We start from the raw sequence: 14241 nt of genomic DNA, 5'->3' as shown, positions 1-14241 counted from the left end.
GTGCAGAGGACGAACCACCTACCGGATTGAAGACCAATCCGTACGGTCGTTCTAGGTCTTGCTCGCTACTTCCCGACTTTTGTCACACTCTCATTTATTAATTTAATAATGGACGACTATCCCTGATAGTCAGCAGCATCAGTTTTATAAGCAAGGTCTTTTTGTGCTTCCAATGCTTCCAAACGTTCTGCTAACGCGGCATGAATTTTATTGTAGGCATCGCTGCCTAACGTCATCCGCAATGGACCATGTCCAGCCTCAACGCGTTCAATAATTTGCTGGGCCATCTTATCTGGATCACCCGCAATCATCTTTATCAAATCGGCAACATCCACACCTGGAATATCGCCTTTGATCTGTCGAGTTATCTGATCAACTTGTGTCCCTTCATAAGCCTTTATGTCTTCGCCAAATGCACCATTACCGCCGACAAAGTTTGTTCGAATGCCACCCGGTTCAACAATTGTAGTCTGTATGTTGAATGAAGCCACCTCTTGTGCCATCGCTTCAAAAGCAGCTTCAACTGCCCATTTACTAGCACTATACATGCCCATTGCCTGGGTTGAGTACTGTCCGGCCATACTTGCAATCTGGACAATTTGTCCATGCCCTTGTTTCCGAAAATGTGGCAAGAAAGCACGTGCTGTGTTCAACGACCCAAATAAGTTAACAGCAAATACATCCTCCGTTTGCTTTGCACTGATTCCTTCCACAGTCCCATATAACCCATAGCCTGCATTATTGAGTAACACGTCAATTGTTCCTAGCTCCGCAAATGCCTGATCAACAACCAGTAAGACATCTTGTTCATCTTTAAGGTTCATCGTTGATTCCCACAGCTGGTCACCGTATTGTGCCTTTAAATCCGCCAAAGCACCTGCATGCCGCGTCGTTGCCGCCACGCGATCACCGTTTTCGAGTAACTTACGCATCACAGACGTTGCTAAGCCACCAGTGGCACCCGTAATAAACCATGTTTTCATCAAAATAGCCTCCAAATTTACAATCTTTATTCAAAAATGTGTGTCTAAAGCTTCAACGAGGCAGTCCGCAAATGTGACTTAACCACGTCGTTAACCACCAGCTAAAATTAAATTGACAGTTGTTTTAACAGATAGCACTATACCTTAACCACAAATGTAGTATAGCGATAGTGCTATACCTTGTCAACAGATTCAAATTTAGAATTTCTTAGGGTGGCGTCGGCTTAAAAATTAATTTAGTCACTATCCCTTTCGCAGATGTAATCATTTCCATCCAGACTTTATGGTTGTTATACTCAACCTAAAGCCAACCTGGAGGTGCCCCATGGGAATTTACGATTTTTCAGTTCAAGAAAATAATGGTCAAACAATCAACTTCAATGAATTACAAGGCAAACCTTTTTTAATCGTTAATACCGCTAGCAATTGTGGACTGGCCCCTCAATTTACCGGCTTAGAAGACTTGTATCAAAAGTATCAAGACCAAGGCTTTACGATTATCGGTTTCCCGTCCAATGACTTTAAACAAGAACTTGCCTCAAACGAAGCCGCCGCAGACTACTGTAAGGTTCATTACGGTGTCACCTTCCCCATGACTAAAATCGTTCACGTTAACGGCGCAGAGACAACGCCCGTGTTCAAGTATCTAAAATCGCAAAATGGTGGCCTAATCAAATGGAATTTCACAAAATTTTTAATTGATCAAAATGGTGACTTAATTAAACGCTTTGCACCAATTACAACTCCGGATAAAATCGAAAAGTATATTGTCGACGCACTGTAAGATCTTCGCTTTCAGGAATGAGCGTGGGACAAAAGTCTGCACAGCTACTTCCCGACTTTTGTCTCACGTTTCCGCTATTTAAGTTCGAAAGTCAAAAATGGTTCGAGACAAGATCACTTGTCTCGAACCATTTTTGTATTATGAACTTATATCATGAACTGTCTGCCACGTACTAATCTTACTGTTCTAATTCTGCGACAACTTTTTTGGCAACCACCATGTCGGTTGGATAATGTGTATCCACACCTTGAATCTTTTGATAAGGATCTTCACCCTTTGCAGCTAACACAACGATATCATTTGGTCGGCTAGCACTGATGGCCTGCTTAATTGCCTTTGGACGATCAATTTCGACATGCACCGTCACTTTATCATGGTCAATATGTTCATCGATTTTTGCAGCGATTGCAGCTGGATCTTCAAATCCCGGATCGTCTGATGTTAAATACGCAACGTCTGCTTCTTCACTAAGCGCTTTACCAAAGCCTTCACGACGCGAAATCCCTTTATCACCAGGACTACCAACCACCACAATGACACGGCTATCGTTATATTGCTTTCGCAAAAATGACAGCAGTGCTTTCACCGAAGCGTAATTATGCGCGTAATCAACAAACACGGTTCCATGTGTCGCTGTGGTTAACGATTCAAATCGACCAGGCACCGTTACGTCTGGTAATGTCGCTTGTGCATCAGTAACTGAAGCCCCTGCTAGGCCTGCCGCGATGATTGCTGCAACTGCGTTATTTTCGTTATAGTCACCAGGTAATGCTAATTGATACTCACCTGAAACATCTAGCCCGCTTGCTTCATTGAGACGCTTAACAGTGAACTTAGCGTCTTTTAAATTATCTTCTTGACTTGCAAATTCAAAGTCCACTGGCACATTAATAGTCGGCTTAACGCCTTTTCGTGCATACAGATAAATATCTTCTGGATCTGTCGTCGCTTTTGCTGCCATGTAGATATCTTCTAAGTAGTCAGTTTCTGCATTAATAATGCATTTACGCGAATTGACTAACAGCTGTAACTTACAGTGCAGATAATCAGCAAACGTTGGGTGTTCGTTTCGCCCAATGTGGTCTGGCGAAATATTCAAAAAGATACCAACATCATACGTAAGCCCGTAGACACGGTTCTTCTTATAGGCTTGTGAGGACACTTCCATCACCAGATGTGTCATGCCTGAATCAACCGCTTCTCGCATATCATGAAATAAATTTAATGATTCAGGAGTCGTTAAATCCGATTTGAATTCTTGCTCTGGCTTAGGTCCTAGAATTCGATCAATCGTTGAAAATAACGCCGTATGCTTGTTAGTTGTCTGTTGCAAAATGCCACGGCTAAAGTAAGCCGAAGTTGTTTTACCCTTAGTGCCTGTGAACGCAATGATAAAGAGTTCATCTTGTGGGTATCCGTAAAAAGCAGCCCCCAAAAGCGCCATTGCCTTTTGAATATCAGTCACGATATAACCAGGAATGGTTGCCGCAAGGTTTTCTTGTTCAGCAACATAACCAGTTGCGCCGGCCGTCACAGCACTAGCTAGATACTCCGGTTTAAAGTTCCCCTTACAAAAAAACAATGTATCCGCAGTCACAGCCCGTGAATCATAAGAAACATTCTGATAGGTGGCCTCTGTAACTGACTTAACAATAGTCTTTAATAAGTGATGTTCACGTAAAATCGTCGTTATTTGAAGCGCTGATAAATGTAATTTCATCATTCGTCCATGTACTTCCTTCGCAAATTTCTAGAACCTAAAGTATACACCCGCCGCTAATTGAACGGTGGAAGCTTAAAGAAATCGAAACGATTATTTGCTAATAGCAGTTATTTAAAATGAATATAATTGCTATTAGCATAAAGTGTTCTAAAAGGTTTCTTCTCGATCAGGGAACCAGTAGCTAGATTCAATCGTTTGAAGCAGTTTTATCAGCTGCTGCGTCTCTTCAATATCGTGAACCCGTAAAATACGGCCACCGTGAAGGTACATATAAGCTTCTGCAATCAAGGTAACTGATAAACGCGCCTCTTTTGCGAGGCCAAATAACTTATGACCAAACCCTTTTCTTGAAATCGCAATCATAATTGGTCGTTTAAACGGTAGAAACTGGTTGATATTACGCATCATCGTAAAGTCCTGATAGCCATCAGCGACCTTCGCATATCCAATTCCTTCGTCCAGCGCAATCCGTTCTACATCAATGCCAGCTGCCTGTAGTTGTGCCAGGTTGGTTTTGAAGAAGTTTTGCATGCTACTAGTGAGGTTCTGATATTCTTCTTGGCGACTTTCATGCATGGTTAATAGCCCTACCGTGCTTGGCCGCAAAAGTTTTAATTTCGTCTCATCGTCCGTAAAGGCGTTAACATCGTTGATAATATCGACGCCTTCATCTAACACTGCTTGCATGACTGGCAACTTGTATGTGTCGATGGCAATCGCGAGTTCTGGAAAATGCTGTTTGACTGCCTTAATGTAAGGCACTACGCGTTTAATTTCGGTACCAGCATCTATTTCAGTAAATCCTGGTCGCGTCGTTTGTCCACCAATCTCAATAACAGGCACACCTGCTTGAACAAATTTTTCTGCACGTTTTAAAACAGAATCTAAATCGTGATATTGACCACCATCATAGAAAGAATCTGGGCTGACATTCAAAATGCCATATAGTAACGGTTGTTGCGTAACATTGAAATCAAAACGCCCAGCGTGCCAATGCACATCATGTTGTTCACTAATCTTTCGTAATGTCTCCGTGACCTGACCGTTATTAAACTGACGATCGATTTGCTTAATCAACACCGGCAATGCATTCGTGCTGATTAACGTTTGGACATCTACCTCATCAATATGAATGACAGCATCCATATTCTCAAGTAAGGCCACCAAGTTACGCTGTTCTTTTTCTGTCAACTCAGTAAAGCGCAAAGCTAGTTGTTGCTGATGATCGGTCGCATCTTGCAACGCAGCAGTTGCTAAGTCAGTTGCTGTCTGACTTTTTATTTCAGATACTTTCATAAAAGTACGCCATCCTTTCTAAGCCTACGCAATAATGCAGTCACAGCCTGATTACGTGGTAAAAACGATAACCGTGCTACGTCTGGAAGCTGCGCCAATGTTAGTCCAACTTCTGGTAACCACATAATTCGATCAAAGCCCACACTGTAATGACCTAACGGCTGCTGTGCAACGGTAAAAGTCGTTTGCCCTGTTGCCACGCACGTCGTCTCATTTGGTAGCGCAGCTGTTAACGTGGTGGTCAATTTGGCGTGACGATTAGTTGTTTGCGTCGCTGCTAATAATTGTAGTATGTATTGATTCATTTCAGCGTCCGTTTTTGCATGCGCTTTAAGCTCACGCATTGTGGTTAAGCCAAAATGATCAGGAAGTGCTTGTACAAGTAGGCCACTATCATCTGCAATTACAATGGCGTTTGGAACCTGCTGTTGAATAAACAATGCCTTTTGTTCAGCATTATCCTTAAAATCACTAGTCCCTTCAGTTGGAAACTGCTGACGCTCGATAACTGTCCAGTATGGCAGCACGGTCACACCATGTGCAGCAAAGACCATTGCCAGCTCACGAAACTTCTGACGATTATTTGTTGCAATTAAAAGTTGTTGTTCAGGCATCTAGGCCGGCCTCCCACAATGCTCGCAGTAAATAAAAACTCCCGGTAACAATAATTGGCGTGTCACCGTTTGGTATTTGCTGCAACTGTTTTAAAACAGCTTGTGCTGTTGGTGCCACGATTGTTTGACTGGGGGCCATACCAGAAGCGTTCAACATGTCCGCCAACTGCTCAGCTGGCAACGCTCGCATATGTTGATCAGGTGTTGTCACAATCACTTGCTTAATTAATGGCATTAGTTGTTCCACCATATTGATAACATTTTTATCTGCTAAAAAGCCAAGAACCATTGTAAATTGTTTCTGTGGCCACCTAGCGTGCAACGTTGCACCCAAACTTTGGATACTATCCGGATTATGTGCGCCATCTAAAATCATTGCGGCGTGTGAACTTGTAGCAGACAACTGAGTAAAACGGCCAGGTAGTGCAACTGATTTCAAGCCTGTCCGTAATGCACTTTCTGAAATCTGCCACCCTTTTTGCCGCAAAAGTTCTAATACCGTTAGCACTGTGCCAAGATTTGTCAGTTGCTGTACACCGACTAATTTAAAAGTGACACCTGTTAGCCGCTGGCCGGCGAATTGGAAGGCTAGCTTATACCCGGTTGCTGTCACTTGTTCAACAATTATCCGGTTAGGGTCACTGTTAATGACCGGCACCTTCACTGTCTTCGCCACGGATTCAATGGTTCCTTTGGCTGCATCCATTTGCTCCGCTGCGATGACAACGGTCGTTCCTGACTTAATAATGCCCGCCTTATTCTGCGCAATTTCAGTAATTGTATGACCCAATATCCTGGTATGATCGAGTGCAATGTGTGTAAAGACACTTACATCTGGTACTGAGATAGCATTGGTTGCGTCCAACAAGCCGCCCAACCCGGCCTCAAAAATCATGACATCAACATGTTCGTTAGCAAACCATTGCACCGCGATTAAAAACTCCCATTCAAATACAGATAACTGATCAGCGTCCCCTAAAAGGGTAATGACGGTCGGCAATAACTGCTCATAGGTCGCCACAAATTGGTCTTCACTAATCATTTGACCATTAATTTGTAATTGCTCACGATCATCTAAAATTGGTGGACTCGAAAACGTTCCAACCAATTGTCCATTTGCTTGTAGCACCTGCCGGAGCATCGCAACCGTCGAGCCTTTCCCATTGGTACCGACAACATGAATCTTGGGCACTTGCTGTTCTGGTTCGCCTATCTTTGCCAGCACGTGTCGCAATAACGGTACGCGATTTGCATCCCCTGCAAGCATTGCTGATCCAAGTTGCTTGAGTAATGTCTTATAGGTTAACGTTGCCATTAGCCGTCCTCATCAAAAACTCTTGTCGTAACGCAGCATCATTCTTAAACGCACCGGTGTACGTAGCAGTATGCGTTACAGATCCTGTCTTATTAACGCCCCGCATTTCCATACACATATGCCGCGCGGTGACATTAACGGCGATTCCGGCCGGTTTTAAGATCTTCTCCAATTCGCTACTAATTGCTGTCGTAATATTTTCCTGAACAGTTGGTTTGTGACTTACAAAATCCACTAGCCGAGGGATCTTGCTCAAGCCAATGATTGTGCCATCAGTTGGAATATAACCTACACTCACATGACCAAAGAATGGCAGTAAATGATGTTCACACATCGAATAAAACGGTATCTGCGCCACAACAACCATATCCGCATTCGTTTCTTCATGGAATAATTTATAGTCTGTAAATTCCGTCTCACCAAGGGATGAAAAGATTTCTTGATATGCACGGGCGACACGACCCGGCGTTTCAACAAGTCCGGGCCGATCAGGATTTTCTCCAACCGCCGTCAAGATCTGGCGGACAGCCTTTTCAATTGTTTGTTGTTGCTCATCTGTCATATACAAAAAGCCTCCAATTAAACTAACTTTATAATCTTTGTTTGATCTGGCGTCACTGCCAACCAAGCCTGCACTTGCTGGCTAACGGATTCGGTATCAGTGGCTAACTCTGCAATAGGTGTTAGGACAAACCGACGATTCTTTGCTTCAGGATGCGGAATTGTCAGTGTTTCAGTTTGCATCTGCACATCGCCATAGAAAATGATGTCCAAATCCAACGTTCGTGGTCCCCAGTGAATAAAGCGATGTCGGTGTTGTTGTTGTTCAATCTGATGAATAAAGGTGAGTAAACTTTCTGCCGACCGTTTCGTATCTAGCCGTACCGCGGTGTTTAAGAAATTATCCTGCACGACCCCACCCACAGGCTCTGTTATGTAAAAGGAAGCTACCTGCAGCTCTTTTGTAGCTACATCAGCTCGCAATCTTGAAATTGCATATAACAAGTGCCGACGTCGATTGCCCACATTGGAACCCAAGCTCAAGTATGCAATCGTCATTTAGCATCACCACTAGCCACTTCAATTTCAACATTATCAAAGATCCCAGCAATCGGAACGGCATATTTGCGAACGCGCAGCTTAATCCCGGTGGTTTCTGGATACTTAGTTTGTAACATCTGTAAGACATTGTTGGCTAACGATTCAATTAAATTATACGGATGATTCAAAACAAAGTCTTCGATGTCGTTATAGACGTGTCCGTAATGAATCGTCGTGGTTAAATCATCATCATGCACCGCCGTCTCAATCGGATAGCTCAATTCAACATCCATCTCTAGCCGTTGCCCTAACTTTTTTTCTTCCGGATAGACCCCGTTATACGTGTGAAAACTCATGTTGTTAATGCGAATTTTACCCATGTTAACCACTTCCTCTTCCACAAAATATCTTGTTTAATCTTAGCACAGCCATTCAAAAAATGGGTGTGCGTCGTACGTAACCCTAGTAAAAACAAAGGACCTGTCGACAAAAGCAAAGTTTGTCACAGATCCTTTTTTTCAAATTCAGTTTGCGTTGTCGCTCACTCGCAGCAGTTGATGATCATCAATTTTAGCTAACCGATCTGCTAAATCGCGTACGTCGGCCCGTGCCTTAGCATAGTCGCTATCTTCATACTCTAGTAAACTCATGCATTCAGTTACGGTTGCGTAAATTTCGTCACGCTTTTCTTGCCCCATGGCCGTTAAAAAGATGTTCACTTGACGTTCATCTTTCTTAGACCGTTGTCGATGGACCCAGCCGTTTGTTTCCAGTCGTCGTAATAATGGTGTCAAAGTGCCGCTATCTAACGCCAACTGTTCACCTAGTTCACGAACATTTTGCCCATCTCGCTCCCATAAGGCACATAACGTAATGTACTGGGCATACGTTAAATGAAATGGACGTAGCGTTTTTGTATAAAAGTGATTAAATAATTTATTGGCGTGATAAACTGCGACACAGAGTTGATCATTTAGTAACCGCGCTTCACTAATATCTGCCATGATGTAACCCTCTTTTTATGACTAACAAAATAGTTATGATTGAATACAACTTAATTGTACGTAATGCTTTTTAGATTGCAAGTTAAACTACTTTGCTAAAAATGTTGCTCAGGATAACTATGCTACAATTGGGCTACTGAAATCAGGAGGTACCTTTACATGCAGCGTCGTATTCTAATTGCAATTATCAGTATCGCCGTCATCATCTTTGGCAGTGTTGTCTGGCTAACAGAACAAGCTCACCTAACTGGATTACCTTTGTTCGTGCTCTGTATTGGTGCCTTTATTTTAACGACCGTGTTGATCACCTTACTACAACTATGGCAGCTCAGTCACGCTACCAAGAAGCAGGAGCCTCATGACCATGAATGAAACACCAGATGCAACAACCCGACCGTTTTTTAACCGGCTAGTTGAAGCTATCATTTTCCTGCTGGTTGTTTCACTATTACCAGCAATTTTGAGCTTTAACCCACATGCAACTTTCAATAACGCCAGTGGCTATCTTCTGCTATTTTGCTACTGGGCAGCCTTCATCGTCACCATTATAATTGCAGCCAAACGCTTTCGTTACTGGTCTGGACAACGCCTGTTTCACGACTTCAAGTTTCGTGACTTAGGCATTGTCATCGGTGCTTATATCGCAATTTTGCTGGTTGAAAATTTGCTACTAGCATTGCAAAAAGCACTTTATCACCAACAATCAACTGCTAATAATGATGCGATTATCGCCTTAATGAAGCACAGTCCTGTCATGCTTGTCGGAATGGCCGTTTCTGCTGTTTTTCTGACACCCTTTTTAGAAGAACTGGTCTTTCGAGGACTCATTACCAACTTATTCTTTAAACCAGGACACCTTTGGCCAAAACTGTTGTTATCTGCACTCCTATTTTCAGGTGCGCATTTATCGACGAACCCCATCAGCTTTCTTGTCTATTTTTGCATGGGATTCATTTTGGCCGCTGTTTACCAACTAACGCAAAAGCAATTCAATTCGATTATGGTTCATTTTTTAATTAACGCATTATCAATGACACAGATAATTCTGCTTGTTTTGAAATAGAGTGGGACAAAAGTCGGGAAATCGTGAGCAAGACCTAGAACGGCCGTACGGATTGGTCTTCAATCCGTACGGCCGTTCGTCGTCTGCACAGCGGCTTGACTTTTGTCCCACGTTTTCGCTATTTAAGTTTGTAAATCAAAATAAGCGTTTGGAACAACAAAGGGGACCGAGACAAAAGTGATTTTGTCTCGGTCCCCTTTGTTGTTCGATATTAATCTTGATGATGCTTGTTATCAGGGTCGGTAAATTCACCGTCAAAGGCGTCATCGTGCCGATCACGGTGCGCCTGCGTATCGGCGGAGAACCGTTCACCATTCGCATCAGGCATCACTAACGCCGCAATGGCATAGGCGATGATGCCTGTTCCAACTGAGCTCAGAATCAAAATTGCACCAATCACGCGCGTAAGTGCCTTGTCCCAGTCAAAGTATTCAGCAATTCCGCCAAACACACCTGCTAAGACTTTATCATTGGATTTCATTAAGTGTTTCTTAATCATGTGACCTCCTAGATTAATTTGCTTGGACGGAGTTTCCGCCAGCAGTCGTTGTCAATCGTAATTGATCAGGTGCATCCGGATTGATCTGTAATGTACCATCACTATCGGAATGCTGATCGAACAAAGTACTCTCATCCTCGCCATGAAGTTGATACCCTTTATTCTTGTCGGCACCCCAAACTTTATTATCGCCACCATTATTCATTACATTTACAATACCGCTAAAGCCATCATTTTGCATTGTAAACGTATCGTCAGTCACCTTAAATGTACCTTGATTTAAAGTAACATTGCTCAAGCTAACGCTTTCAGCCGTGACCGATGGGTTCATCGCGGTTAAATCAGACATTTCAACGCGGCCATCATTGGCAGTTGCCTGCAAGTGACTCACTTGCCCCATTTTTTCTAAACTGATGTTATCCCCGGCGCTTACCGTTAAATCGCTAACGTTCACGTCGGTTAAACGTAGCGCCCCAGTTTCCGTGTGCATTTTAACTTGCTGTAGGTGCTTGTCTTTAGGCACCGTAATCACAATGGTTCGATTTGGGAGACCGTCTTTTGTGATACTCCCAAAGCCAAACAAACCACCCTCGTTATCGCCGAATGACCAACCAGTGACAGAATTGGTTGGGTGAGCTTGCTTAATAACAAGCATTTTACCGACCATTTTAACTGTAGGGACTGATTTTGATGTTGTGCGCATACTCACGCTATATTTATCACCTTGTTTAAGCCGCACTTGGCAGTCTTTAACATCAACTTGCAAGTCATCAAACGCAGCCATGTTATGCTTGACCGTCTTTGTATTAACGAGTTCTGGTCGACGGTGCTGATTAAACGTCACATCCTGAAAACCATGTCCATACCAGCCTGCAACTAAGGTAATTAGTCCCACAACTAAGACGACTAACCCAATTTTAAGCGTTCGTTTCATGTTATTTCTCCTCCCGCATTTGACGTCGTGCTCGTAATTTTCCGTATAAGTAGCGGATAAAATTAGCCGCCATTTGAATAAATAGCCGAATTACGTAAAAGCACAATGGAATAAGCACTAAGGCCGTACCTAAACTTGTAAGGCCAATCCCCAGATATGCCATCCCGACGTAAAAATGTGTGCCAATCATAAATGCGCCTGTGTACAACGCCATCGCAGTAACTGCCACCGCAGCACCAATCAACGCAATGGCAACGACAATGCCGCTACCAACTAGTGCAACCGTTACAACCAGGACACTAAACAAAACTGCTAGAACGACAATGGCAACAGGAATGGTCACTGGCGTCGACGCAATCGCTAAAATAATGACCCACATCATGTTGGCATTTGTTCGTGGGCTGCGTCGTTCACCCTTTTGTGCCGCTGTGTCGTTTTGTTTAATAGAATAATCTGCCAACACCTTACGTGCCAATTGCTTAGGTGTTCCTAACTTCTTAGTGATTGCTTCTCCAGTAGTCAAATCTGCATCAGCTGCGTACTCCCCGTAGAAATCAAGTACATCCGCACGCTCGTCCTCCGTTAAGCCATGTAAGCGTCGCTTTAATTCGCTCATATATGCCTCAGTTGTCATTTGCTCTCCCCCTTTGTTTCTGCTGGTGTCTTCGGTGCAAAGATACGATCCAAGCTATCTTTATATGCACCCCATTCATGTAAGATGACTGTGAGCCGCTTTTTACCAGTGTCTGTAATCTGATAGTAGCGTCTGTTGCGGCCCTGAAATGGCTGATCGTACGTCGTCAACCATGCTTCTTTTTTCAACCTGCGCAAAACTGGATACATGGTAGATTCAGAAACTGTGATTGATTTTTGAATCTCCTGGGTTAAGGCATAGCCATACCGATCTTCTTCCTTCAGTAACGCTAGGACCATGCCATCCAGTAGCTCAGTACTGACCTGAATGCTCATAAACACACCCTCCTATTTAGATTTAATTATCTCGATGGCTATATTATATATCGTATAATATCAAAGTCAACATAATACTGTTTTATTGTTATTTTATATTGTTTGTGCACAAGCTTTTTTATAGAAACGGAATGTTTTTTGTTGCAATGAAGGAAAAATATCGGTATTCTAAATACCGTTATCAATGCACTTGCCGAGCTTTTAAGACCTTTTTGCGGTAAGCTGTCACTAATAACAGAAATAACATTTTTTATGGAGGAACATTGCTATGATGGAATCATACAAAAAGTTTTGGCAAAACATCGCGAACTTTTCTGACACAAGTAACCGTCCAGATTACTGGTGGCCAACTATCATCAACTACATTCTTGGTGGTATCTTAAGCGGCATTTTTAGTGGTGTAACGAACAGCGATGGTAGTGCTGCACATACTTTCCTATTCGTAACCGTTAACTCTGTTACAAGCATCATCGTTGCCATTGTGTGGATTGCAACCTTGTCACTTAAGGTTCGTCGTTTACACGACACGGACCGTTCTGGCTGGTGGGTATTGATCGACTTAATCCCAATTATTGGGACAATTTGGTTCTTCATCTTGATGATCTTACCAACGCGTTCAAACCGTTGGAGCTAAAATTATACGATTGAGGCGAAGCTGATTCATTTCAGATCGTCTTTTTTATTACCATTTATTTACATCACAATCCTTTAAAAGCGCTTGCCGCAAATCAATAAATCGTGTAGAATGACATCTTGTCAGGTATGTTTTATCTGATTTGCCCCTGTGGCGGAATTGGCAGACGCGCAGCGTTCAGGTCGCTGTTCACCTTGGTGAGTACTGGTTCGAATCCAGCCAGGGGCATTTTTTTGGATGTTTTGTATACCTTTATATATCGAGCTAATCGTTGGTACATCAGCGATTAGCTCGATTTTTGTGCTCGTATATTTTTCATGAGGTGTCAAGAACATTCATGATGCTGTGCATATATCTACTTAATTTGAGACTACTGGCTTGAAGAACTCGGTTCGATTAAATGCTTCCCCACACTTTTTATCGCGCTCTGACCAAGAATCTAAGTACAAGGGCGATTAGATTCAAGGTAAAAGGAACTGCTTTCTTTTTAAATATTTATACCTTATCCTTATATAGAGAAGAGAATATAAAGGGGAACTACGGGATGAAACATTTTGTCGGATTAGGTAAACTACTGATGTTAACTGTTGCCTCGACTATGTTGTTTTTCAGTATCAGCACTGTAAAAGCAAATGCGGACAGTTGGTGGAAATATCCGTCTGGCTGGTATTTGTGGTCAGATTCAAGTAAGAGGTGGAAGACAGGTTGGGAATATGAGAATGGCAATTGGTACTATTTAGATCCTAATAGACAAGGCCAAATGACGACAGGTTCTACTATTATTCCGATTTACAATAATTTCTACAATTATTATTTTGATTCGGCTGGTCATATGAAAACTGGTTGGGCAAACGATAATGGCAGATGGCTTTATTTACATCCAGATGGGCGCTTTACGTATGGTTGGGTTTATGACAAAGGCATTTGGTATTTCGTCTACCCAGAAATGAAAACAGGCTGGCTTGGTAACTTGCAAACGGGCTGGCTTGGTAAAGCCTATCCTGGTTCAACGTCATGGTACTATTTAAATCCAAGTAATGGACATATGAGCATCGGTTGGCAAAAAATTAGTGGGTCTTGGTATTACTTTAACGGTTCAGGATTAACAGCCATTGGCTGGCAGTATATCAATGGACAGTGGTATTACTTTAATGATGATGCCACAATGAAAACTGGATGGCAGCAGTATGGTAATGACTCTTGGTATTACCTTGGCTCTTCAGGAGCAATGTTGCGCAATACTCTAGTTGACTATAGCTGGTTAGGGAACGATGGGCGTTCAACCCTGATTAAGTGATAAGAATAGTTGTAAGCAGCGAAAAAGATGGTTATACAAAAGAGTTTGGGATGCGCTCAGCCCTGTCAACTTGACAGGGCTGAGC

General features: G+C 42.8%; 18 protein-coding genes and 1 tRNA gene. 6 read left to right on the top strand and 13 right to left on the bottom strand.

The genetic code is table 11. The features are described 5' to 3' along the window. Positions 1 to 116 precede the first annotated feature (116 nt). Positions 117 to 983, bottom strand: a complete 867-nt coding sequence (locus IV55_RS08310) for an SDR family oxidoreductase (protein ID WP_057811210.1) — start codon at positions 981 to 983, stop codon at positions 117 to 119. A gap of 325 nt (positions 984 to 1308) precedes the next feature. On the opposite strand from IV55_RS08310, the gene IV55_RS08305 reads away from it, so the two are divergent. Further along, positions 1309 to 1767 carry a glutathione peroxidase gene (locus IV55_RS08305; RefSeq protein ID WP_057811208.1) on the top strand — a complete coding sequence of 153 codons (459 nt, stop codon included), beginning with the start codon at positions 1309 to 1311 and terminating at the stop codon, positions 1765 to 1767. A gap of 178 nt (positions 1768 to 1945) precedes the next feature. On the opposite strand, the gene IV55_RS08300 is transcribed toward IV55_RS08305, so the two are convergent. From IV55_RS08300 to IV55_RS08265, 8 genes are all read right to left on the bottom strand, one after another. Beyond that, positions 1946 to 3487: a UDP-N-acetylmuramoyl-L-alanyl-D-glutamate--2,6-diaminopimelate ligase gene (locus IV55_RS08300; RefSeq protein ID WP_057811258.1), complete on the bottom strand. Its 1542-nt coding sequence runs from the start codon at positions 3485 to 3487 to the stop codon at positions 1946 to 1948. Positions 3488 to 3637: 150 nt separating this feature from the next. Beyond that, positions 3638 to 4786 (bottom strand): dihydropteroate synthase, encoded by a 1149-nt coding sequence (gene folP / locus IV55_RS08295; RefSeq protein WP_057811206.1) that lies wholly within the window; start codon positions 4784 to 4786, stop codon positions 3638 to 3640. Then, positions 4783 to 5400, bottom strand: a complete 618-nt coding sequence (locus tag IV55_RS08290; protein WP_057811203.1) for a non-canonical purine NTP pyrophosphatase — start codon at positions 5398 to 5400, stop codon at positions 4783 to 4785. The genes folP and IV55_RS08290 overlap by 4 nt, the downstream gene beginning before the upstream one ends. Then, on the bottom strand, positions 5393 to 6715 hold the full coding sequence (locus tag IV55_RS08285) for a bifunctional folylpolyglutamate synthase/dihydrofolate synthase (protein ID WP_057811201.1): 1323 nt from the start codon (positions 6713 to 6715) through the stop codon (positions 5393 to 5395). Before IV55_RS08285 ends, IV55_RS08290 begins: the two co-directional genes overlap by 8 nt. Next, the gene (folE, locus tag IV55_RS08280) at positions 6696 to 7277 is read right to left on the bottom strand and encodes a GTP cyclohydrolase I FolE (RefSeq protein ID WP_057811199.1); all 582 of its coding nucleotides are present in this window, start codon (positions 7275 to 7277) and stop codon (positions 6696 to 6698) included. Before folE ends, IV55_RS08285 begins: the two co-directional genes overlap by 20 nt. 17 nt (positions 7278 to 7294) lie before the next feature. Next, a complete protein-coding gene (gene folK, locus IV55_RS08275; protein ID WP_057811197.1) occupies positions 7295 to 7774 on the bottom strand; it encodes a 2-amino-4-hydroxy-6-hydroxymethyldihydropteridine diphosphokinase in 480 nt (159 codons plus the stop codon). Continuing rightward, a complete protein-coding gene (gene folB / locus IV55_RS08270; RefSeq protein ID WP_083483992.1) occupies positions 7771 to 8136 on the bottom strand; it encodes a dihydroneopterin aldolase in 366 nt (121 codons plus the stop codon). The genes folK and folB overlap by 4 nt, the downstream gene beginning before the upstream one ends. 144 nt (positions 8137 to 8280) lie before the next feature. Next, entirely contained in the window at positions 8281 to 8760 is a 480-nt protein-coding gene (locus tag IV55_RS08265) for a MarR family winged helix-turn-helix transcriptional regulator (protein ID WP_057811194.1), read from the bottom strand. Between the two features lie 159 nt (positions 8761 to 8919). On the opposite strand from IV55_RS08265, the gene IV55_RS08260 reads away from it, so the two are divergent. Then, positions 8920 to 9132: a hypothetical protein gene (locus tag IV55_RS08260; protein WP_057811191.1), complete on the top strand. Its 213-nt coding sequence runs from the start codon at positions 8920 to 8922 to the stop codon at positions 9130 to 9132. Next, positions 9125 to 9823: a CPBP family intramembrane glutamic endopeptidase gene (locus tag IV55_RS08255; protein ID WP_057811190.1), complete on the top strand. Its 699-nt coding sequence runs from the start codon at positions 9125 to 9127 to the stop codon at positions 9821 to 9823. The genes IV55_RS08260 and IV55_RS08255 overlap by 8 nt, the downstream gene beginning before the upstream one ends. A gap of 211 nt (positions 9824 to 10034) precedes the next feature. Here IV55_RS08255 and IV55_RS08250 read toward each other — a convergent pair whose 3' ends face one another. Genes IV55_RS08250 through IV55_RS08235 form a run of 4 tightly spaced genes read right to left on the bottom strand, consistent with a single transcriptional unit; the run spans position 10035 to position 12225 of the window. Beyond that, positions 10035 to 10322: a PspC domain-containing protein gene (locus IV55_RS08250; protein ID WP_057811187.1), complete on the bottom strand. Its 288-nt coding sequence runs from the start codon at positions 10320 to 10322 to the stop codon at positions 10035 to 10037. 13 nt (positions 10323 to 10335) lie between these two features. Then, positions 10336 to 11256 carry a DUF4097 family beta strand repeat-containing protein gene (locus IV55_RS08245; protein WP_057811185.1) on the bottom strand — a complete coding sequence of 307 codons (921 nt, stop codon included), beginning with the start codon at positions 11254 to 11256 and terminating at the stop codon, positions 10336 to 10338. Position 11257: 1 nt separating this feature from the next. Next, positions 11258 to 11890: a DUF1700 domain-containing protein gene (locus IV55_RS08240; RefSeq protein WP_057811183.1), complete on the bottom strand. Its 633-nt coding sequence runs from the start codon at positions 11888 to 11890 to the stop codon at positions 11258 to 11260. Beyond that, a complete protein-coding gene (locus IV55_RS08235) occupies positions 11887 to 12225 on the bottom strand; it encodes a PadR family transcriptional regulator (protein WP_057811181.1) in 339 nt (112 codons plus the stop codon). The genes IV55_RS08240 and IV55_RS08235 overlap by 4 nt, the downstream gene beginning before the upstream one ends. 268 nt (positions 12226 to 12493) lie before the next feature. Between IV55_RS08235 and IV55_RS08230 the strand changes: the two genes are divergently transcribed. The 3 genes from IV55_RS08230 to IV55_RS08220 all read left to right on the top strand — a co-directional run bounded on the left by IV55_RS08230 (position 12494) and on the right by IV55_RS08220 (position 14156). After that, complete coding sequence (locus IV55_RS08230; protein WP_057811179.1) at positions 12494 to 12859, top strand: DUF805 domain-containing protein; 366 nt, start codon at positions 12494 to 12496, stop codon at positions 12857 to 12859. Positions 12860 to 13003: 144 nt separating this feature from the next. Beyond that, positions 13004 to 13087 (top strand) — tRNA-Leu (locus IV55_RS08225). Positions 13088 to 13403: 316 nt separating this feature from the next. After that, entirely contained in the window at positions 13404 to 14156 is a 753-nt protein-coding gene (locus IV55_RS08220) for an N-acetylmuramoyl-L-alanine amidase family protein (protein WP_057811178.1), read from the top strand. Positions 14157 to 14241: the final 85 nt, after the last annotated feature.

The organism is Furfurilactobacillus siliginis (genome assembly GCF_001437435.1).
GTDB classification, from domain to species: domain Bacteria; phylum Bacillota; class Bacilli; order Lactobacillales; family Lactobacillaceae; genus Furfurilactobacillus; species Furfurilactobacillus siliginis.
Note: the sequence above shows the minus strand (reverse complement) of the source record. Positions and strands in the feature narration are given on the sequence as shown.